General features: G+C 64.0%; 20 protein-coding genes. 13 read left to right on the top strand and 7 right to left on the bottom strand.

Going from position 1 to position 19,791, the window contains the following annotated elements; genetic code table 11:
* Positions 1–11: 11 nt before the first annotated feature.
* The 4 genes from CKO25_RS06515 to CKO25_RS06500 all read right to left on the bottom strand — a co-directional run bounded on the left by CKO25_RS06515 (position 12) and on the right by CKO25_RS06500 (position 4,776).
* The gene (locus CKO25_RS06515) at positions 12–476 is read right to left on the bottom strand and encodes a rhodanese-like domain-containing protein (protein WP_200387123.1); all 465 of its coding nucleotides are present in this window, start codon (positions 474–476) and stop codon (positions 12–14) included.
* A 96-nt stretch (positions 477–572) separates the two neighbouring features.
* Positions 573–1,226, bottom strand: coding sequence for a response regulator (locus tag CKO25_RS06510; RefSeq protein WP_200387122.1), 654 nt, complete (start codon positions 1,224–1,226; stop codon positions 573–575).
* On the bottom strand, positions 1,226–2,851 hold the full coding sequence (locus CKO25_RS06505) for a sensor histidine kinase (RefSeq protein ID WP_371829703.1): 1,626 nt from the start codon (positions 2,849–2,851) through the stop codon (positions 1,226–1,228). The genes CKO25_RS06510 and CKO25_RS06505 overlap by 1 nt, the downstream gene beginning before the upstream one ends.
* Positions 2,848–4,776, bottom strand: coding sequence for an ABCB family ABC transporter ATP-binding protein/permease (locus CKO25_RS06500; protein ID WP_200387121.1), 1,929 nt, complete (start codon positions 4,774–4,776; stop codon positions 2,848–2,850). The genes CKO25_RS06505 and CKO25_RS06500 overlap by 4 nt, the downstream gene beginning before the upstream one ends.
* A gap of 133 nt (positions 4,777–4,909) precedes the next feature.
* On the opposite strand from CKO25_RS06500, the gene CKO25_RS06495 reads away from it, so the two are divergent.
* From CKO25_RS06495 to CKO25_RS06480, 4 genes are read left to right on the top strand one after another with little or no spacing between them, the layout of a single operon-like run.
* Positions 4,910–5,302, top strand: coding sequence for a S24 family peptidase (locus CKO25_RS06495; RefSeq protein ID WP_200387120.1), 393 nt, complete (start codon positions 4,910–4,912; stop codon positions 5,300–5,302).
* Positions 5,303–5,358: 56 nt separating this feature from the next.
* Complete coding sequence (locus tag CKO25_RS06490; RefSeq protein ID WP_207162072.1) at positions 5,359–6,399, top strand: efflux RND transporter periplasmic adaptor subunit; 1,041 nt, start codon at positions 5,359–5,361, stop codon at positions 6,397–6,399.
* A complete protein-coding gene (locus CKO25_RS06485; RefSeq protein ID WP_200387118.1) occupies positions 6,396–7,016 on the top strand; it encodes a hypothetical protein in 621 nt (206 codons plus the stop codon). Before CKO25_RS06490 ends, CKO25_RS06485 begins: the two co-directional genes overlap by 4 nt.
* A 21-nt stretch (positions 7,017–7,037) precedes the next feature.
* Positions 7,038–10,166 carry an efflux RND transporter permease subunit gene (locus CKO25_RS06480; protein ID WP_200387117.1) on the top strand — a complete coding sequence of 1,043 codons (3,129 nt, stop codon included), beginning with the start codon at positions 7,038–7,040 and terminating at the stop codon, positions 10,164–10,166.
* A gap of 97 nt (positions 10,167–10,263) precedes the next feature.
* On the opposite strand, the gene CKO25_RS06475 is transcribed toward CKO25_RS06480, so the two are convergent.
* The 3 genes from CKO25_RS06475 to CKO25_RS06465 form a co-directional block, all read right to left on the bottom strand.
* Entirely contained in the window at positions 10,264–11,193 is a 930-nt protein-coding gene (locus CKO25_RS06475) for a c-type cytochrome (protein ID WP_200387116.1), read from the bottom strand.
* A gap of 225 nt (positions 11,194–11,418) precedes the next feature.
* On the bottom strand, positions 11,419–11,883 hold the full coding sequence (locus CKO25_RS06470) for a CBS domain-containing protein (RefSeq protein ID WP_200387115.1): 465 nt from the start codon (positions 11,881–11,883) through the stop codon (positions 11,419–11,421).
* A 326-nt stretch (positions 11,884–12,209) separates the two neighbouring features.
* Complete coding sequence (locus tag CKO25_RS06465) at positions 12,210–13,046, bottom strand: polysaccharide biosynthesis/export family protein (RefSeq protein WP_200387114.1); 837 nt, start codon at positions 13,044–13,046, stop codon at positions 12,210–12,212.
* Between the two features lie 436 nt (positions 13,047–13,482).
* On the opposite strand from CKO25_RS06465, the gene CKO25_RS06460 reads away from it, so the two are divergent.
* The 9 genes from CKO25_RS06460 to CKO25_RS06420 form a co-directional block, all read left to right on the top strand.
* The gene (locus CKO25_RS06460; protein WP_200387113.1) at positions 13,483–13,995 is read left to right on the top strand and encodes a DUF1640 domain-containing protein; all 513 of its coding nucleotides are present in this window, start codon (positions 13,483–13,485) and stop codon (positions 13,993–13,995) included.
* A 409-nt stretch (positions 13,996–14,404) separates the two neighbouring features.
* The gene (locus tag CKO25_RS21065; RefSeq protein WP_242467461.1) at positions 14,405–14,983 is read left to right on the top strand and encodes a DUF2281 domain-containing protein; all 579 of its coding nucleotides are present in this window, start codon (positions 14,405–14,407) and stop codon (positions 14,981–14,983) included.
* On the top strand, positions 14,983–15,153 hold the full coding sequence (locus CKO25_RS06450) for a PIN domain-containing protein (RefSeq protein ID WP_200387112.1): 171 nt from the start codon (positions 14,983–14,985) through the stop codon (positions 15,151–15,153). The genes CKO25_RS21065 and CKO25_RS06450 overlap by 1 nt, the downstream gene beginning before the upstream one ends.
* A gap of 195 nt (positions 15,154–15,348) precedes the next feature.
* Positions 15,349–15,594, top strand: coding sequence for a type II toxin-antitoxin system HicA family toxin (locus tag CKO25_RS06445; RefSeq protein ID WP_200387111.1), 246 nt, complete (start codon positions 15,349–15,351; stop codon positions 15,592–15,594).
* Positions 15,591–15,803 (top strand): type II toxin-antitoxin system HicB family antitoxin, encoded by a 213-nt coding sequence (locus CKO25_RS06440; protein ID WP_200387110.1) that lies wholly within the window; start codon positions 15,591–15,593, stop codon positions 15,801–15,803. The genes CKO25_RS06445 and CKO25_RS06440 overlap by 4 nt, the downstream gene beginning before the upstream one ends.
* Before the next feature lie 828 nt (positions 15,804–16,631).
* Positions 16,632–17,678: an SDR family oxidoreductase gene (locus CKO25_RS06435; protein WP_200387109.1), complete on the top strand. Its 1,047-nt coding sequence runs from the start codon at positions 16,632–16,634 to the stop codon at positions 17,676–17,678.
* An 810-nt stretch (positions 17,679–18,488) separates the two neighbouring features.
* Positions 18,489–18,806, top strand: coding sequence for a type II toxin-antitoxin system PrlF family antitoxin (locus CKO25_RS06430; protein WP_200387108.1), 318 nt, complete (start codon positions 18,489–18,491; stop codon positions 18,804–18,806).
* The gene (locus CKO25_RS06425; protein WP_207162070.1) at positions 18,803–19,267 is read left to right on the top strand and encodes a type II toxin-antitoxin system YhaV family toxin; all 465 of its coding nucleotides are present in this window, start codon (positions 18,803–18,805) and stop codon (positions 19,265–19,267) included. Before CKO25_RS06430 ends, CKO25_RS06425 begins: the two co-directional genes overlap by 4 nt.
* A 109-nt stretch (positions 19,268–19,376) precedes the next feature.
* The coding region (locus CKO25_RS06420) for a DUF2887 domain-containing protein (RefSeq protein ID WP_200387303.1) at positions 19,377–19,791 on the top strand (415 nt) is incomplete at its 3' end.

The following is a 19,791-nucleotide window of genomic DNA, read 5'->3' as shown; positions in this document are numbered from 1 at the left end:
CTGGGTGGTCATCAATCCGGTCGGCGTTGGTCGGGTCGGAGCCTGGGGGTGAAGTAGACATCGGCGTCGTCGAGGTCGACGTCGTGGCCCGCCTCATCCACTAGGGGTTGTTCGTAGTCCTTCCAGCCACGCAGTCCGGTCTGCAGTGACGCCACCTTCCGATAGCCGAGGACCGTCATGGCGTGAGCCGCCAGCACGCTGCGATAACCCGAGCGACAGACCACCACCACCTCACGGTCACGCGCCTGGACCAACTCGGGGATGGTCTCTTCGTAGTCCCACTCACAGGCCGATTCCAGGATCCCGCGCGGGACATTCAGCGACCCCTCGATATGCATGGCCGCGAACTCGTTCGGTTCACGGACATCGAGAATCAGCAGATCAGGGTTCGATTCACGGCGCTCCTCAAGGTCCCACGGCATGATCTCCCTCACGTCCGTCAGACAGGATTTGATGAGTTCAAGAAAGTTTTTCATCTACTCAAGCCTCTCACCACTCACCACTCACCACTATCCACTCACCACTCACCACTATCCACTCATCACTAATCACTAATCACTACCCACTACCCACTACCCACTCCCTCCCCGCTCACACCAGCCGCGCTCGACCGCGATCACCGCGGCCTCGACCCGTGAATGGACCTCAAGCTTGCGCAGGATCGCCTTCACGTGCAGCTTCACGGTTCCGTCCGAGATGTTCAGACAGCGCGCGATCGCCTTGTTGCTCTGTCCCTCGGCGAGATGACAGAGGATCTCGTGCTCGCGTGGAGTGAGGTCCGCGATCCGGGTGGATGCCGCCGCGCCCGCCACCTCGCCCTGCACCGCGCGGGCTAGGACAATGGCCAGCTCCGGGGCGACCACGGTGCGACCCTGCACGATCTCCTCAAGCGCCGCGATCAGGGCATCGGGTTCCATGTCCTTGAGCAGATAGCCCTGGGCGCCGCCCTGCAAGGATTCGATCACATCACGCTCCTCGGCGCTCGTCGTCAGCATCGCCACGGGCATGTGGGGATGCGCGGCACGCAACCGCCGCAGGGTCTCCAAGCCGGTCAGTCCGGGCATGCGCATGTCGAGCAGCACCACATCCGGCGTGGTTTCGGCGACCCGCTGCAAGCCGGCCTCGGCATCACCGAGCGCGGCAACGACCTTGATCCCACGCCGTTCGAGCAGCTCTTGGAGCCCAAAGCGAAAGAGCGCATGGTCGTCGATCAGCAGCACACGCATCAGCTCGTCACCCGGGGCGTCCGTGTTCCGCGTCGCGCGGCATCGAAGACGATCTCGACCCGCGTCCCTTCCCCCACGTCACTCTCGATCCGCAACTCGGCGCCAATCCGCCGCGCCCGCTCCTCCATGATGCTGAGACCGATGTGCTCGCCCGGATTGACACCCGGAGCCGGGGTGGCAAACCCGACGCCATCGTCCTCGATCAACAACACCTGCTGGGCGCTGGCATCCCGCGTTAGGAGCACCCGCACCGTATGGGCGTGCGAATGTTTGCGAATGTTGGCCAGCGCCTCCTGCACGATCCGCAGAATCTGCAACTCGTCGGTCGCGGAGAGTTCGAAGGGACGACAGTCGTTCTGAAACAGCACGTGCGCACCGGTCTCCTGACCAAAGCGATGCGTCAGCTTCTCCAGCGCCGGAACCAGCCCACGCCGATCGAGCGGGGCGCGAAAACTCACCAAGAGTTCACGCAACTCGGTGTGTGCCTCGTCAAGACCATTGCGGATCCGACTCAGATCATTGCGCGCCTCCAGCGAGATGGCGCTGCCCCGCAGCGAATCCGTCAGCATCCGCGATTGAAACCGCAGGCTCGCCAGGGTCTGCGCGAGCGAATCATGCAGCTCGTGCGCCAGTGAGTTGCGCTCCTCGATGATCGACAGGCGCCGCGCCTCGGCATCCGAGCGCTGCTTCGCGATCGCCACCCCCAGATGATGTCCCACGGTCGCGAGCAAATCCAGGATGTCTTCGCGCGCCCCCACGCCCGGGCGCTCGACGAAAACCGTGTAGACCCCCAGCAGCTCCCCGCGATACTCCAGGGGCACGGTCACGATCTCCATCTCACTGCTGGCAAACATGCGCCGCCCGTAGATCCGCGAGCAGTACCTGGCATCATTGCCGCAGACGATGTCACCCGGGGTCAGCAGACTCCCGCACAAACAGAGATCGACCGGGCCGATGTCCTGCTCGCGCACCAAATCATCATCCAGCCCGATCGCCCCCACCAGACGGCGTGAGCCATCCGCCATCACCAACCGCACGGTCGCCGCCCGACCGTTGACCATCTCCTTGATGACTCTGAGGAAACGCAACAGCAATTCCTCCAGGCTCTCAGCCTGATGGATTCCCGCCGCCACGTCATAGAGAATCTTCAAGGAGGCGGTCTTCTGTGCCAGCCGCATGGTCTGGCGGGCCACGCGGTTGTCCATCTCTTCGTAAAGATCGGTCAGCTCCTCGTTCAGACTTCGAATATCCCGCGCGATCGCCTCCAGGACCCCAGCATCGCGCAGCGCATCACTGGCCCCAGGTTCGCCCTGGCAGACCCGCGAGAGTGAATGTTCCAGACGCACCAACGGCAGCAACAATTGCTGACGTAGCCGCGACCAGGTGATGGCGAGCGACACCGCCACCCCAAGCAAGGCCAGCAGCCCGAGCGGCAACAGCCAATCCTGCTCGGGCGTCAGCACATCGAGCACCAACGCATAGATCGCCAGACCCAGACTCAAGACCACCCCACGCATGGGTCCAGACAGCCCGGCGGCGCGCAGAATGGCGTCCAGACGCGCCGGATCCCCCCGCGCCGTGCGGTCGCGCCGCGCCACCATCAGGGTATTGGATGTCGCCATCATGACCGCGGTGCTCCCGCCGTCCCGCCGTCACTCGACGCCGTCTCCACACCCCGCGGTTCGCGGCCAGCCGCGCCGGGGGCCAGCGGGTCGGAGGACACCGCGTCCGTCAAGGCCGGCGCGGTGTCTTCCTGCTCGGACATCGTCCGCGCCTCGCGCTGTTGCAGCTCCCACATGGACGCATAGTGCCCACCCGCCGCGAGCAGTTCGCGATGCGTGCCCTGCTCGCGGATCCGACCCTGCTCCATCACCAGAATGCGATCCGCATCCACCACGGTCGAGAGCCGATGGGCGATCACCAGGGTGGTGTGATTCTCGGCCACCTCGGCGAGGGTCTGCTGAATCGCCTGTTCGGTGTGACTGTCGAGCGACGAGGTCGCCTCGTCGAACACCAGGATGCGTGGGCGCTTGAGGATGGCCCGCCCGATCGCCACCCGCTGTTTCTCCCCGCCCGAGAGCTTCAGCCCGCGCTCACCGACCCGGGTCTCCCACGCATCCGGCAAGCCCTCGATGAACTCACGGATGTGCGCCATCTCGGCGGCCCGCTCCACCTCGGCGCGCGTGGCCTCCGGGCGGCCATAGGCGAGGTTGTAATAGATGGTGTCATTGAAGAGGACCGTATCCTGCGGCACGATGCCAACCGCGGCCCGCAGACTGGTTTGCGTGACCGCGCGCAGATCCTGCCCATCGATCAGAATTCGCCCGGCACGGACGTCATAGAAGCGAAACAGCAGCCGCGCCAGGGTCGACTTGCCCGCCCCACTGTGCCCGACCACCGCGATCTTCTGACCCGGGGCGATCTGAAAGTCCACATCACGCAGAATCGCGCGTTCGCTATCGTAGTGAAAATCCACATGCTCGAAGCGGACCGCTCCCGCGCGCAGCACCAAGGGCTTGGCGGTGGGCGCATCCTGAATCTCGGGCTGGCGCTCGAGTAACTTGAACACCAGATCCATATCGGCGAGCGCATATTTGATCTGGCGGTACACGATCCCGAGAAATCCCAAGGGAATGAAGAGCTGTAACATCAAGGCATTGACCAGCACCAGATCCCCGACACTCAACTCACCCTGGACCACGCCATTGGCCGCGAAGGCCATCACCAGCGTCACCCCAACGGCAATGATCGCGCCCTGACCGAAATTCAGCAGCGACATTGAGGTCTGACTCTTCACCGCCATCTCCTCCCACTCGGCGAGGGTGCCGTCATAGCGCTGCAGTTCGATCGGCTCGTTGCCGAAATATTTCACCGTCTCATAGTTGATGAGACTGTCGAACGCCTGACTGTTGGCCTCCGAGTCGAGCCGGTTCATGCGGTGGCGGTATTCCATCCGCCACTCGGTGATCGCGAAGGTGAAGGCGAAGTACACCGCGACCGTGCCGAACACCACGAGTGCGAAGGCTGGCGCGTAACCACGCAGCAGGATCACCGCGACCAGGGTGAACTCCACCAGCACCGGCAAGACACTGAAGGCGAGATAGTTCAAAATGGTCGAGACCGACCGCGTGCCACGCTCGAGATCGCGACTGACCGCGCCACTCTGGCGCCCGAGATGGTAGCGCAGCGACAGGGCGTGTAGATGCGCGAGCACCTTGGTCGAGAGCCGCCGCATCGCGCGATAGCGCACCCGCGCGAAGATCACATCACGCAATTCGTTAAAGAGCGCGGAGCTGAGCTTGAGCACGCCGTAGGCGAACAAGAGCGACAGCGGCAGCACCAGGACCTGATGCGGCGAGGCCTCGAAGGCATCGACGATCTCCTTCAGCACCACGGGCACGCCAACATTCGCGACCTTCGCGGCGATCAGACAGAGCAACGCCAACAGCGCTCGCCCACGGAACTCCCACAGGTAGGGCAGCATCCCACGCAGATTGAGCCGATCACGGCGGTCGGCATGCACGGGCTCGGTGGCGATGATTCGATTCATGCGAGTCTTTTATTCATCTCGTTCGGCTCCTACCTGAATGCTTCGCGACTGAATGGATCGCACCTAACGTCAGTATGCCCGCGGATTTGCAAGGGGCACGCCGCCGGACCTGAGCCAGACATGAGGACACATCATGGCAGATCCCACTCTCGGCAGCACGGGCTGCAGCATGCACGAGCCTTACGCCTTGCAGGTGCTCGGCGATCAGATGGAGCCTGAATTCCCCGATGGATGCATCGTCATCATCGAACCCACGGACGAGCGCAAACCTGGCCGTTTCGTCTTCGCCGAGGTCGAGGGCGTGCGCTGGTTCCGTCAGTACATTCGCGAAGCGAACGGCGATGAGCGTCTCGTCGCCCTGAACGCCATCTATCCCGAGATCGAACTGCGGGGGCTCGATTGGCGCGTGCTCGGGGTCATCATCCAGCGCAACATCCGCCGCCAGATCAAGCACTATGATGACGCACACGAACCCGTGCCCACCCCCACCTCGCTCAGCGCACTGAAGGATCTCACCGGCACGTGATCCTCAGCACGCTTGTTCCCGTTGAGCCGCGATCGCCCCGAAGGCGCCGCGCGCGCTTGCTCGCGCCCCTGCTGGGCAGCATCGCCCTCGTGCTGAGCCTGCTCGGTGGTTGTTCGCGCGAGGAGGCGAGCACGCCCGGTTCCGCACGCGCGCCGAGCGAGCATCTGGTCGCCGCGATCCAGGTCGAGCCGGCCTCGACCATCACCCGGCATGAACGCCCCGGCTCCTTGCGGTTCCGGCGGTTGGTGCGGCTCTTCAGCCAGGAGGAAGGACGGGTCACCCAGTTCGATCTCTTCGAGGGCGATCGGGTCGCGGCCGACGCCTTGCTCGTCGTCCTCGACGACGACCTCCTGCTCGCCGAGCTAGACCGTGCCCGCGCGACCCGGGCACAGGCCGAACTCGATGTCCAACGGCTGAGTGATCTGGTCGCCCGTCGCGCCGCCTCGGACGCCGAACTGTCGCAGGCACGCACCGCGCTCGCGGTCGCCGAGGCGGACGTGCGACTGCTAGAGACCCGCCTCGCCTTCACCCGGATCAGCGCCCCCTTCGCCGGCGTGGTCACCGAGCGGTTGGTTGAACCGGGTGATTTCGTTGGCAAGAATACCCATCTCCTCACCATCGCCGATCCCGACTCACTGGTCGCCGAGGTCTTCGTCTCCGAGTTCATCCTGCCCGGCGTGCGCCGTGCCGATCCGGCACAGGTGCGGATCGATGCCTTGGGCACCGCGACCTTCCCGGCCCAGGTCCTGCGGATTCATCCGCAACTCGAGGCGACCAGCCGGCAAGGTCTCATCGAGCTGGCACTGGAAGAGGCGCCACCGGGGGCCGCCGCCGGACAATTCGTGCGGGTGACGCTCGAGACCGCCGCCGTCGAGCGCCTGATGATCCCGTTTCGAGCCCTCCGCCGCGATCGTGATGGGGAACTGGTCTGGGTGATCGAAGAGTCTGGAGCGGTCGCTCGGCGCAGCGTGCGCAGCGGTCTACAGATGGACGATCGCATCGAGATCCTTGACGGACTCACGGCGGGCGAACGCATCGTCACGCGCGGCTTTCTCGGCCTCAGCGAAGGCAAAACGGTCAGGGTCGTTCCCGAATGAATCTTGAGCACCTCTACACTGCCGTCGAACTCGTGCGTGCCGACTGCACGCGCGATCGCCATCGACACGCCACCTTCATGCGCACCTATCCAGTGCTGCTCGCCACCGCGCGCGCGCCGGCACCGGACGCCACCGCGGCCTTCCTGCGCGCCGCGAGCCTGGCCTACACCTGGGTGCCCCAGCGTCTGCGCCTCGAACCGGGCCATCTGAGCGCGGCCGTGGAAGCCTTCGAGACCGCCCTCGCGCTCAGCACGGACACCGCGGCGGCGATTGCGCACGAGGGGATCGACGCCATCGCCGCCTGTCTCAGCTCGGTCGCCGGGGCCTCGCGGGTGTTGCATTTGGCCAATCCCGGGCTCTATCCGATGTGGGACGAGGAGATCGAGACCTTCCGTCTGAATGAAGAACCCACGCCCTATCACATGGGCCAGACCCGTCATTACGTCGACTTCATCGAGGGGATCCGCGCGCTCTCGGGTCACCCGCTGTTCCTGACCTTCCATCACGACTACTGCACCGCCTATCAAGGACGCTTGCAGCGCCTGCGGATCCCACCCTATCCACTGACCGAGCCCCGGGTCGTGGAGTCGGCGATCCGCGAGCTGGTCACCGACTAGCGTCGCGCGGGTCGCATCCCCATGGCCGCGAGCATCTCCACCTGGTCGGTGCGCCATCCCATCGGAGTGGTCGCCCTGACCCTGGCCGTGATGGTCCTCGGCGCCGTCTCGCTCAGCCGTCTCAACATCGATCTGCTGCCCAACATCGTGTATCCGGACATCCAGGTCCGGGTGCTCGACCCCGGCGTCCCGGCGGAGGTGATGGAGAACGAGGTCACGCGCGAACTCGAGGAGCAACTCGCGATCACCGAGGGCGTGATCGCCATTCAGTCCCGCACCACCGAGGGACGCAGCGCGGTCGATCTCTCCTTCCGCTATGGCGAGGACATCGATCTCGCCCTGCGCGATGCCAGTTCCCGTCTCGACCGCGCCAAGCGGTTCCTGCCCGCGACCGATGATCCACCCATCATCTTCAAACGCGACCCCTTCCAATTGCCGGTCGCGGAGTATGTGGTGAGTTCCACGATGCGCGACCCCATCGAACTGCGCACCTGGGTCGACGAACGGCTCGGGCGCCTGCTCGTCACCCTCCCGGGCGTGGGCGCGGTCGAGGTCGGCGGCGGACTCGAACGCGAGATCCAGGTGGTCGCCAATCAATTTCGTCTCGCCGGACTGGGGCTCGATATCCTCGATCTGCAGACCCGCCTGCGCGGCGCCAATCAGGATGTCGCGGCCGGACGTCTACGCATGCCCGATGGCGAGATCAGTGGCCGCACCGAAGGGCGCTTTCGCAACGTCCAGGAGATTATCGACCTCCCCCTGCAAGCCAATACCGGCACCAATCCCATGGCCCTGCTCCGGATCGGCGAGATCGCTCAGGTCATCGACGGCGCCAGCGAGGACCGCATTCGCATCCGTCTCGATGACACCCCCGGCATCAAGCTGGCGATCCAAAAGCAGCCGCTCTCCAACACGGTCGCCGTGGTCGATGCCGTGGCCGACGAGCTGAGCCGCCTGGAGGACGCGGGACAGATCCCGCCCGACATTCGTCTCGAACGCGTCGATGATCAAGCCCGCTATATCCGCCACTCCCTGTCCAATGCCATCACCGCCGCCGTCAGTGGCGCCCTGTTGGCGATGGCCGTGGTCTATCTCTTCCTCGGCAGTCTCAGGCGCACCCTGATCATCGGCGCGGCGATCCCGATCGCCGTCCTAGTCACCTTCATCCTCATGGCCGCCAACGGCCTCACCTTCAACATCATGACGCTCGGTGGACTCGCGCTCGGCATCGGCATGCTGGTCGACAGCACCATCGTGATGCTGGAGAACGTCTACCGCCACCAGCGCCTCGGCCAATCCGCGCTGGTCGCGGCGGATACGGCCAGCCGCGAGGTCACTGGCGCCATCGTCGCCTCGACCTCGACCAACCTCGCCGCCGTGCTGCCGTTTCTCTTCGTCGGTGGTCTGGTGGGGCTGCTCTTCCAGGAACTCATCTTCACCATCTCGGCGGCGATCCTCGCCTCGATGCTGGTCGCCCTGACCCTGGTTCCGGCGTTGGCGGGGCGCGTGACCGCGACCCAGGAGGGCAGCGTGCGGCGCGGGGTCGATCGAGCCATGACGGCGCTGCAAGAGGGCTACACCTGGGCCCTCGCGCGGCTGCTGCGCATCCGCTGGCTGGTGCTGGCCGCCTTCATCGGCGGTCTCCTCTGGGCTGGACCCTGGTTGATCAACGCCAAGCAGGAATTCCTGCCCGCGTTCGACGAGGGCGATGTGCGCATCAACCTCACCGCTGATGAGGGTATCGCCCTCGACGACATGGACGCCCTGACCCGCCGTATCGAGGCCCTGGTCGCGGCCCAACCGGAGGTGCAGGCGATCTTCACCACGGTCGGAGGGTTCGTCTTCGGGCGCTCCAGCTTCGAGAGCGCCAACCGAGGCAGTCTGCAGGTCTTGCTCACCCCGCGTGCGGAACGCGGCCTCAGCAGCGAGGCCTGGATCGCGCGCATGCGCGAGGAGATCCGCGCACTCGAGATCCCGGGGCTGCGCGTCAATCTCTTCACCCGCGGCATCCGCGGCATCCGCTTCAATCGGGGTGACGACGATGTGTCGCTGCGCATCGCCGGTCCCGATCTCGATGAACTCGCGCGCTTAGCCGACCTGGTGACCGAGCGTCTGAAAACCGTCACGGGGCTGAACAACGTCCGCCACTCCGGCGAGGATGTCACGCGCGAGATTTCGATCCGCCTCGACGCGAAGCGGGCCGCGAGTTTCGGCCTGAGTGTCGAGGACGTCGGCGCCCTGCTGCGTTTCGCGATGGAGGGGCGCGTGGTCACCGAATTGATCGATGGCGACCGCTCCATCGATCTGCTCCTCCGGCTCGACCGGCTCGACATCGCCTCGCCTGGTGATCTCGAATCCATCGTGCTCTTCAGCAAGACCGAGCCCCGCCGCCCCTTGCGTCTGAGCGATGTGGCGACCATCGAGATTTTGCCCAAGGCCACGACCATCCTGCGCGACCGCCAGCAACGCATCGTCGAGATCACCGCCTCGGTCGGCGACGGACTGACGCTGCCACAGGCGATCGAACTGGCCTTGGCCGAGGCCAGTACCCTGCCCCTCCCGGGCGACTATCGGCTCTACGAAGCCGGCAGTCTGGAGAATCTCAAGCAGGGGCAGGACCTAAGCCGCATTCTCCTCGGGCTCGCCCTGTTCCTGGTGCTGGTCGTCATGGCCGTGCAATACGAATCGGTGCGCAACCCCTTGATCATTCTCTTCTCGGTTCCCTTTGCCGTGATCGGAGTGGTGCTCGGCTTGCAGTGGACCGAGCTGCCCGTCTCGATGCCGGTGTGGCTCGGGCTCATCATGCTGGCGGGGATCGTGGTGAACAATGCGATCGTGCTGGTCGAATTCATCGAGCTCGAACGCCGTGCCGGGCACCCACTCGATGCGGCCATCCTCGAGGCCGCGCGGCTGCGGCTGCGGCCCATCCTCATGACCACCCTCACCACCGTGGTGGGGATGCTGCCGCTGGCACTCGCGATCGGCGAGGGTTCCCAGATGCTGCAACCGCTGGCCGTGACCATCGTCTCCGGGCTGTCCTTCTCGACCCTGGTCTCGCTCCTGCTGGTGCCCCTGGTGTATCAGATGGTTGGACAGCTGAGCGAACGCGGGGCCGCCGAGCCCGAGGCCGTGACGCCAACGCACTCCTGATCAGGCCAGGTGCGATGGCACACCCGCAACCGGCGTTCTCGCAATCACTGCGCTCGCGCATCCGTGCGCGTCACCCGGTTCATCCCCACCCCGAACCCTACTCCGCTTGGAGCGGTTCGGGGGCTGGACTCGGTTCAGGATCCGGAACCAGCTCGGGAGAGACGACGATCGCCGGCGCTGCCGCGGACGGCGCGGGCCGGGCACGCTGGCGCTCCGGCTCGGGCACGCCCTCGAACCGGAGCGGCGGGATGGGGGGTAAGGGTGGCATCGCGGGCATCGGCGGGATGCTCATGGGATCGCGCACAAAGGCCGGGAAATCCGGGTTCATCCAATTCGGCTGCGCGATCTTCTCGGCCGGGGGGCGCAACCGCGACACATAGTCGAGCACGGCCGCTTGATGACGCGGGGTGAAACCATCAATCTGCTTCACCATCTTCGGGTCCGAGTTATGTCGCGTCCCCGAGCGGATCGCATCGAATTGGCGCATCAGATAATGGTAATGCTGTCCCGCGATCATCGGCATCGCCTTCTCGTCATTGCCCTCCGCCGCGTCCCCGTGACAGCGGGCGCAGTGCTCGCGATAGACCTGACCGCCAAGTTCGAGATCGACACCAGGACCGCGCCCGTTCTGTGGATTCATCGGCAGTGAGGCGACATAGGCCGCGACATCCGCGATGTTCTGCGGTCCGCCCAGGATGCGCGGCACCGAGAAGGGATACATGAGTGGATTGTCGCGATTGCGCGCCCGAATATCGGCCAGTTGCTTGATGACCACCGTGCGCCATTGACCCGCGATCTGCGGGTAGGCGCCATCGGGCGTGCCCCAACCCTCCGGGTGATGACAGACCGCGCAGGTGAGATACACCTGTCGGCCATTCTCGATATTCGGGGTCAGCGCCATGACCTGCTCGTATTCGAGCCGGGCCGTCTCGGCCGCTTCCTCATCGGCGACCGCATGCGGCACGGCCGCGACGAGGACGCCCGCGCAGGCGACCGAGAGGCAAGCGGTAAGGACTCGGGGTGACATCTCGACCTCCAGGCAAAGGGATCAGGCGGCACACCTGATCGCAGCGGATTCAAACCCGTGAGCGGGCCCACAGGGTGCGCGCGCAAGACACACTGGGCGCGAGCGGCCAAGTTACGGGGAATGGACCTTAGACCACCCGCCCTAGGACGACCCACCCGGCCGCAACCGGCATGCTCACCAACGGGACCGAGCGGGGTCGTCCAGGGACATTCGGGGTACGGCCGATCAGCTTCCTTTCAGGCCACTCGTGACATTCGCCTGGAAAATGGCCTTATGCACGTCTCCGATACTCAGCATGCCGAGCAGCCGGCCATCCGAGGCAACCGGGATCCGCCTGAAGTTGTGTCGGACCATCACCGTCGCGGCCCGCAGCACGTGCATCTCCGGGTCGACCGTGACCGGATTCGGTGTCATCAATTCGGACGTTTTCATGCGCAGGGTTTCGGAGTAACGCGCCATTTCCTGGTCCAAATCGACCGAGTGCAGCCCCTCCGCCACCAGTTTCTCCAGTTTGGGAAAGAGGGTGTGCAGCAGATCGCGCTCGGCAATGATCCCGACCAAGCGCTCGTCCGCATCAACCACCGGCAGTCCGTGGTAGCGATAGAGACACATCAAGGAAGCCACCTCGACGACCTGGGTCTCGGGCGTCACCGAACGGACCGACCGGCTCATCACATCTTTGACTTTCATGGTTGTTGTCCTCCAGTTGTGTGGCAACTGATCGTTTTTGTCATGACATTGGAGTTTGGGCACGGATCAGATGAGGCGCAAGCCCCTCGCCCGGTTCCAGAACCGATACCCGAGCCATCACGGATTCCACCGCCACCCAGCGTGACTCAGGCCTCACGACTCCTGAGACACTCATGCCGATCACAGTTCACGGACGCTTGTCGTCTCGGGTTCCGCGACCGCTATTCAATGAATCAGGTTCGCGTGCGTGAACGCACCCGCGGCCCACGTTGGGCATGACGCCAGCACCGGTGTGGATCGCACGCGAACGCTCACACGGGCATCGATCAATAGAGCAATGGATTCAAGGTCACCAAGCCGCGCATCGTACCTGTGACGTTCCTCAAGACCACCTTGGTCCCGGACTCAGGCACCACGACCTTATCATTGACCGCCAGCAGGGGGTCGTCCAGTTGCCCCCGCTGAACTCGGTTCAGGTCGACCACATAGGCCGTCATCGGTTGTCCGGGCAGCGTGCGAAAGACCACCACCTCATTGATCTTCGCAATGTCACTGGGCCCACCCGCCATCGCAACCGCCTGGATCAGGGAGATCTGGCCCGCCATCGGGAACACGCCTGGTTTGTTGACCGCCCCACCAACCGTGATGTTCTGGTTGGCATATTCCAGGACCAGGACACTCACTTGCGGATTCTGCAAATGATCCTTCTCCAGCTCCGCGGCGATCTTGCGGCCGGCCTGCTCGGTGGTCAATCCCGCCACCGACACCGGGCCGATCAGGGGGATCACCACCAAGCCGTACTCGTTGATGCGCTCTTTCGTCGCGAGATCCGGGACCCGAAAGACATCGATCTGCAGGAGATCACCCGCACCGAGGCGATAGCTGCCAACGCCCATCGCGGGGGTTGGCGGGACCCCGATCTCGGCGGGAATCCCCGCGCCCGCCGTCGCGCTCACCGCACCCGGCGCCATGGACCCCGCCGCCGTGGACCCCAGGGCGCTGGACCCCAGGGCACTGGGACCGGGCGCACCCGGTCCTGTTGCCATCGACGCGGCCGGCGACGCCATCGGCGTCGCCGGCAAGGTCCCCGTCACGTTCGGATTCGACGCACAACCGCCGATCGCGATCAGACACACCAGTACGCCCAAAATCTGTTTCACCATTCATCCTCCTGCGCATCCCATTCGGCCCCGAGAGTCAGCCCGGTCAACAGAACGACACGCTCGTTCCGGAACACATGAATCGACTCATTAAACTGACGGTTAATACACTAAACACCTGCCTCATCGCAAACCGACCGCCGCGCCCCGCCAACCGGCGGAGCGTGCCTCGGCTAGGATGCCAGCCCCCGAGTCACCGGCAGCGCGGGCACGCCCGCTCCGACAATGCCCTCGTTCACGGCGTTCGGGCGTTGCGTCGGGCTGGTCGAGGCTCAGGCACCGCAACGACTCCAGTGCTAGACTGCCGCGGTGGGTCAATCGATCCCGAAGACCGGGCAACCAGACGACGCTTGGCCCGACGACCGGATGACGCCAGGCCAGACCACGCACTCGGTCCGCAGCGGTCGAGACCATCATTCGTGAGAGGTCACATATCGCCATGACATCCGCTGTCGCACTCTACGAGGCCCTCAGCACGGCGCCCGACGAGCGCAGTCGCGCACGCGTGATCGCCGAAGCTTTCGAACGTCTGGAAGATCGCTATCCACACCTGCCCGATCTGGCCACGCAAGCCCATGTGCGCGAGGCTGAACTGCGGTTGCAGAAAGAGATCGAGCAGATTCGCGCCGACTTGCGCGCGACTGAGCTGCGGTTACAACAAGAAATCGAGCAGATCCGCGCCGACTTGCGCGCGACTGAGTTGCGGTTACAACAAGAAATCGAGCAGATTCGCGCCGAGTTACGCGCGACTGAATTGCGGTTACAACAAGAGATCGAGCAGATCCGCGCCGAGCTCAAAGCCGATATCGAGCACGTCCGCGCCGACTTGACGTTGAAAATCGAACAATTGCGCGGCGACATCGCCCAAACCAAGATCGACCTGCTGAAATGGCTCGTGCCGCTGATGTTCGCCCAGGTCGCCGCCATCGCCGCCTTGGTCAAGCTGCTCTAACCTGCCCGAGAGAGCGCATCCGGGGACAGATCCCGAGGTCTCACCACACCTGTGCAGCCGGATGACGGCGGCGTTAGGATCCCAATCGGCCCCGAGCGGCTGGGGGATCGCCCGCAAGCGGGCTCCTACGGGCCGCGGATACCCGCCCAGGCGTGGGGGAATCGCCCGCAAGCGGGCTCTACAGGCCGCGGATACCCGCCCAGGCGTGGGGGAATCGCCCGCAAGCGGGCTCCTACGGGCCGCGGATACCCGCCCAGGCGTGGGGGATCGCCCGCAAGCGGGCTCCTCCGCGCTGCGGGCACCCGCGCTGTAGGAGCCCCGCTTGCGGGCGACCCGACCCGACCGGCTTTCAGATTCGTCACGACTGATTCCGGCCGACCCAATGTCGCCCCTGTGCTGGCGACGCGCATTGACCCAGGCGATGAAGCTCTGCTTCATGAGGCGTCGGCACGTACGGCCGATGCGCGAAGCGAAGCGTCTGCTCGGGGGTAACGAAGCCGGAGCGTCGTCACCAGAGTCAGGACAGGCACCAAGGACGGTATCTTATCTGGCGGCGCATCTGTCGGGCACGCTCGCCCAGGTCGAGGCGGTGGTGCGCGCGGCTGAGCAGTCCCCGAGCCTGGAAGCGCTGTCTGTCTCGGTTTCTTCCCCTGGCGTGTGGCAAGAGTCAAGACCTGCACCGAGTGTTGCCACGACCAATGAATTGACCCTGGCCCTTTTCGCCTTTTCGATGAAGGACTACCCCATGAACATCGTTGAACAAATTTACGAAACCGTCAAAGACCTGCCCGAAAGACAGGCCACTGAAGTGCTCGACTTCGCCGAGTATCTGAAGGCGAAACATCCGACGTCGCCCACATCCTCCATGCCAAGCGAGGAGGCTCGAAAGCTTCGGGCCGAGCTCCGAGCCTGGGTCACCTCCCAACCTGAACAACCCGAGAATGCGTCCGACTTCATCTGTCGCCTGCGTGACGAGGCTCGGGATTGATGGCATATGTCGATACCAGCATGTTGCTCGCGCTGTTCCTCAACGAGCCCAAAACGGCGGATGCTTGGTCCTGGCTCGACCGGCAAGCGTTAGGGGCGACCACCGTGAGCGACTGGACGCTCACCGAGGTTTCGAGCGCCTTTGGCTCGACGGGATCTTCGATGCCGTGAACTTGGAAGACCTGATCGGTCCCGCGTCCGGCTAAAGGGGCCGCCGGTGCCGATGGATTGACTGTTTCTTCGCCGAAATCCGCGCACGCCGGAAACAAACCCGGGAGCGAAAAAAGTCACGGATCAAGACCTGAACCCGGCCTTTGCTTTTCTCCCTAAGTCTAGGACTAGCGTGGTACCAATGGTGACGTCTGCATGAGCAAACTGGAGAAGCTGATTGCAAGTATTCTTGCCAATCCGCGTGGAGTACGCTTTGAGGAAGCCTGCCGAGTGGCCCGCGTGCTCGGATTTATCCATGAAGGTGGCCAAGGCTCGCATCGGGTTTTTAAGCGCAAAGGGGAGCCGGCACAGTTGAACTTTCAGAGTCGTAACGGCCTGATTCCTGCCTATCAAGCGCATCAATTGGCCGCAATGATTCGCAAGTATGGGGAAGACGCATGACCAAATATCTCATTGAGGTGTTCTGGAGCGACGAAGATCAAGGTTTTATCGCCATCGCGCCAGACCTACCTGGATGCTCGGCATTTGGAGAGACGGCGGCTAAGGCAGTCCGCGAGCTGGAAGATGCCCAATCCGCCTGGATCGAAGCATGCCAATCAAGCGGTGATTCGATCCCGGCACCGACGGCAAAAGCTCGCCATGCGGCATAGCGGAGTCCAGCCAGGTGCCGGGATGGACTGCGCGAGCAGGATGTCCCGCGCTGCTCTGGTCACGCTGCTCCGGCTGAGTGACCCAGGCGATGACGCTCTGCTTCATGAGGCGTTAGCACGCACGGCTGATTCGCGAAGCGGAGCTTCTTCTCGCGGGTGACGAAGCCGGAGCTTCGTCACCAGAATCCAAAGAGTGCGTCGGTCTCGCCGGTGATCTGCTTTAAGGGAATCGCCAGCAAGCGGGCTCCTACGGGCCGCAGGCAACCTCTGTTTTCTGGTCGCGCAGCTCCGGCTGCGTGACCCAAGCGATGACGCTCTGCTTCATGAGGCGTTAGCACGCACGGCTGATTCGCGAAGCGGAGCTTCTTCTCGCGGGTGACGAAGCCGGAGCTTCGTCACCAGAGGTTAGCCCCCTCTGCACTCGCGAGAGAGCAACTGTGTTCAGGTCAAGTGGTTTTTCCATGCGCGGGATTCCAGGGGTTCTTCTCGCTGTTGACGAAGCCGGAGCGTCGTCACCAGCGTCCAAAATCCGTGGCGAACCCGCTTCCATGGCTCAAGGCCACGGAACAACCCACCGACCTCCGACCACCCCACCCTGCCGTCGTTGACCCAACCACGCACACATGGTGAGATGCCGCCGCTCAGTTTCAATCCATGAACCAACGACGACCAGACCATTCGCCCCCTCCGCAGCTGATACCGGCATGACAAGGTAGGGCGGTAGTGTGCGTGAGTGTTGATTGCACATCGGCCAAGCCGAGAGGTAATCCGCCGTTGTGTCAGGCACGCAATCCCATGGTATCCCCCCTTACCGAAGAGAATGGACGCATGTCGACCTCCTACGATGACCTCCTCGCCCGCCTCCCCGCGCAGCCCCAAACCTGGCTCGTCACTGGGGTGGCCGGCTTCATCGGCTCCAACCTGCTTGAAACCCTGCTGAAACTCGACCAAACCGTCGTCGGGCTCGACAACTTCGCCACCGGTCACCGACACAACCTCGACCAGGTCAACGCCCTGGTCACGCCAGCCCAATGGGCGCGCTTTCGCTTCATCGAGGGCGACATCCGCGCCCCCGGTGACTGCCAACGCGCCTGCGCCGGCGTCGACATCGTGCTGCATCAGGCCGCGCTCGGTTCCGTGCCGCGCTCCATCGAAGACCCGCGGACCACCAACGCCGTCAATATCGACGGCTTTCTGAACATGCTCGTCGCGGCGCGTGATCAGGGCGTCGGGCGCTTCGTCTACGCCGCCAGCAGCTCCACCTACGGTGATCACCCCGGCCTGCCCAAGCAGGAAGACATCATCGGCAAGCCGCTCTCGCCCTATGCCGTCACCAAATACGTCAACGAGCTCTACGCCGACGTCTTCGCGCGCACCTACGGTCTGAGCAGCATCGGTCTACGCTACTTCAACGTCTTCGGCCCGCGCCAAGATCCCAATGGCGCCTATGCCGCCGTCATCCCCAAATGGACCGCCGCCCTCCTCACTGGCGCGGAGGTGTTCATCAACGGCGACGGCGAGACCAGCCGTGACTTCTGCTACATCGACAACAGCGTGCAGGCCAACCTCCTGGCCGCGACCGTCGCTGATCCAACGGCCATCAATCAGGTCTACAATGTCGCCGTTGGCGAGCGCACCACCCTTAATGCACTCTTCGAGGCCATCCGCGATGCACTCGCGCCGCGCTTTCCGCACCTGCGTGACGTCCAGCCTAGCTATCGCGACTTTCGACCTGGGGATGTGCGTCACTCGCTGGCCAATATCGAGAAGGCGCGCACGCGACTCGGGTATGCACCCAGCCACCGACTGAGCGATGGGCTCGCGGAGGCGATGGATTGGTACGTGGAGGATATGGGCGGGCCCCATGCGCGTTAGCTCCCCGGTCCCGGAGCGCTTCATCGCGACGTGGATTCAGCGTCACCGATGTGCCAGTGGTCGCGTCGGAAAAGGTGGTCTACCCCTGAGGTAGCCCTACGATGAAATAAGGGATGTCCATTCACCGCACACGTCTGGCGACATGGTTTGCCGCGGTAGCGGCCTCTGTGAGCGGACCGGCGTGGTCGCTGACCGATGTGGGACGACGCTGTGGCGGGACCGCCGCGCTCCTGCTCGCCGACGGCGCCAGTGGGGGAATCGCCCGCAAGCGGGCTCCTAAGCGCCGCAGGCAACCTCTGTTTTCTGGTCACGCAGCTCCGGCTGCGTGACCCAAGCGATGAAGCTCTGCTTCTTGAGGCGTTGGCACGGGCGGCTGATGCGTGAAGCGGAGCTTCTGCTCGCGGGTGACGAAGCCGGAGCGTCGTCACCCCAGTCAGGACAGGCACCAGGGACGGTATCTTGTCTGGCGGCGCGTCTGTCGGGCACGCTCGCCCAGGTCGAGGCGCTGGTGCGTGCGGCTGAGCAGTCCCCGAGCCTTGAAGCGCTGTCTGTCGCGGTTTCTTCCTCTGGCCTATGGCAAGAGTCAAACAGGCCAGAGAGCGGATCCGAGAACACGGACACCGTCCCAAGCAGCGATGAACCGTCACGTATCCTCGGCATCTTATCGACAGGGCGGGAAGCCGAAGAGCCTTCAGTCAGTGCCATTCGACCCGGCGCCTTGTCGCCTTTTCGGGCTCCTTTTCGTCTCGGTTGACAGTGTAAGGCGCTTTCCTTACATTTCTGCTGTTATGATGATGAGAGGTAAATGTCATGACTGGCATCCACGAAATTGCCACCCTGACCTCCAAGGGCCAGATCACCCTGCCCAAGTCCATCCGGCAGACGCTGGGTGTGACCACTGGTAGCAAGGTGGCCTTCGAGCTGCGTGGCGGCGAGGTCATCGTCACCCGCGCTGAGTCCGAGCATCAAGATCCGGCGATCGGAGCGTTTCTGAGTCTCCTGGAAGCGGACATCCGCACCGGTAAGCAGGTCGGAGCATTACCCGTGGAGCTTGCCCAAGCCATGCTCGCAAGCGCCGGTCACGCCGTGGACTTCGATGAAGACATTGAGGGAGACGTGGCACTTTGATCCAGCGCCACGGATGGGTGCTCCTATTCCATGGTTGCATCGTAGCGCAGCTTCAAAAGCTGCAAGCCGCCGCCGCACGTGCCGAGCGCAACGATCCGATGGACTTTGAGCGCAATGCCAATGTCAAGCTGTTTCGTGCGTTGAGCCAGTTGATGCTGGAGACCGTGCCGAGCGATCCCGCGCGGGACGAATACCGCCAAGGCAACACCCTTGGTCCAGCCTATCGGCATTGGCGACGCGCGAAGGTCGGACGGCGGTTCCGCCTGTTCTTCCGCTACGATTCTAGAGCAAAGACCATTGTATTTGCCTGGGTCAACGATGAGCAGACACTGCGGGCGGCAGGTAGCACGTCCGATCCTTACGCCACATTCGAGAAGATGCTTGAGCGAGGGCATCCGCCGGATGATTGGGATAGCCTGGTTGCTGTGAGCCAGTCGGATTGGTCGACAGGTGAATTGTGACCTGTCCCGGTTATTCCCCCTGTTGTGGTCACGCCGCTCCGGCTGCGTGATCCAGGCGATGACGCTCTGCTTCGCTGGCCGTCATCGATGCATCGAGGAATATGATCCAGTGAAAACCGACCATCCCGTTTACCTGTTTCTATCCGCCGGCCCCGAGGCGTTCCGGGTGCTCACCGGTGGGCATCGCTTGGAAGGCGACTACCGTTTCTGCTCGCTGACCATCAAGGGTCTGGAACGGCGTCTGGACGGAATTTTCGAGCCCGAGGGGCACGCCGGGCCGGTCTATGTGGTCGAATTCCAGGGTCAGGCCCTCGGGAAGGCTTGGTACAATCTCCTGTCCAAGATCGGCCTGTACGGCGAGCAGCATCCCGAGCGCGAGGTGGTGGGTGTCGGGGTGTTTCTGCGCGAGCAGGATGTGCCGGGGTGTCCGAGCTGGGCGAACCGGGCCGATGCGCCGCTGCTGCGCGTTGCGCTGCGCGATGTCCTTCCGGAGTGGCTGGCGCGCGAGCCGGATAACCCCTATG

This window comes from Thiocapsa imhoffii, from assembly GCF_016583985.1.
Lineage (GTDB): Bacteria > Pseudomonadota > Gammaproteobacteria > Chromatiales > Chromatiaceae > Thiocapsa > Thiocapsa imhoffii.
This window is presented reverse-complemented; position numbering and strand designations above follow the sequence as displayed.

Bases quoted from the DNA above. Each gene is read 5' to 3' on its own strand.
- CKO25_RS06515 (WP_200387123.1), bottom strand. From the start codon at position 476: ATGAAAAACTTTCTTGAACTCATCAAATCCTGTCTGACGGACGTGAGG.
- CKO25_RS06510 (WP_200387122.1), bottom strand. From the start codon at position 1,226: ATGCGTGTGCTGCTGATCGACGACCATGCGCTCTTTCGCTTTGGGCTC.
- CKO25_RS06505 (WP_371829703.1), bottom strand. From the start codon at position 2,851: ATGATGGCGACATCCAATACCCTGATGGTGGCGCGGCGCGACCGCACG.
- CKO25_RS06500 (WP_200387121.1), bottom strand. From the start codon at position 4,776: ATGAATCGAATCATCGCCACCGAGCCCGTGCATGCCGACCGCCGTGAT.
- CKO25_RS06495 (WP_200387120.1), top strand. From the start codon at position 4,910: ATGGCAGATCCCACTCTCGGCAGCACGGGCTGCAGCATGCACGAGCCT.
- CKO25_RS06485 (WP_200387118.1), top strand. From the start codon at position 6,396: ATGAATCTTGAGCACCTCTACACTGCCGTCGAACTCGTGCGTGCCGAC.
- CKO25_RS06480 (WP_200387117.1), top strand. From the start codon at position 7,038: ATGGCCGCGAGCATCTCCACCTGGTCGGTGCGCCATCCCATCGGAGTG.
- CKO25_RS06475 (WP_200387116.1), bottom strand. From the start codon at position 11,193: ATGTCACCCCGAGTCCTTACCGCTTGCCTCTCGGTCGCCTGCGCGGGC.
- CKO25_RS06470 (WP_200387115.1), bottom strand. From the start codon at position 11,883: ATGAAAGTCAAAGATGTGATGAGCCGGTCGGTCCGTTCGGTGACGCCC.
- CKO25_RS06465 (WP_200387114.1), bottom strand. From the start codon at position 13,046: ATGGTGAAACAGATTTTGGGCGTACTGGTGTGTCTGATCGCGATCGGC.
- CKO25_RS06460 (WP_200387113.1), top strand. From the start codon at position 13,483: ATGACATCCGCTGTCGCACTCTACGAGGCCCTCAGCACGGCGCCCGAC.
- CKO25_RS06450 (WP_200387112.1), top strand. From the start codon at position 14,983: ATGGCATATGTCGATACCAGCATGTTGCTCGCGCTGTTCCTCAACGAG.
- CKO25_RS06445 (WP_200387111.1), top strand. From the start codon at position 15,349: ATGAGCAAACTGGAGAAGCTGATTGCAAGTATTCTTGCCAATCCGCGT.
- CKO25_RS06440 (WP_200387110.1), top strand. From the start codon at position 15,591: ATGACCAAATATCTCATTGAGGTGTTCTGGAGCGACGAAGATCAAGGT.
- CKO25_RS06435 (WP_200387109.1), top strand. From the start codon at position 16,632: ATGTCGACCTCCTACGATGACCTCCTCGCCCGCCTCCCCGCGCAGCCC.
- CKO25_RS06430 (WP_200387108.1), top strand. From the start codon at position 18,489: ATGACTGGCATCCACGAAATTGCCACCCTGACCTCCAAGGGCCAGATC.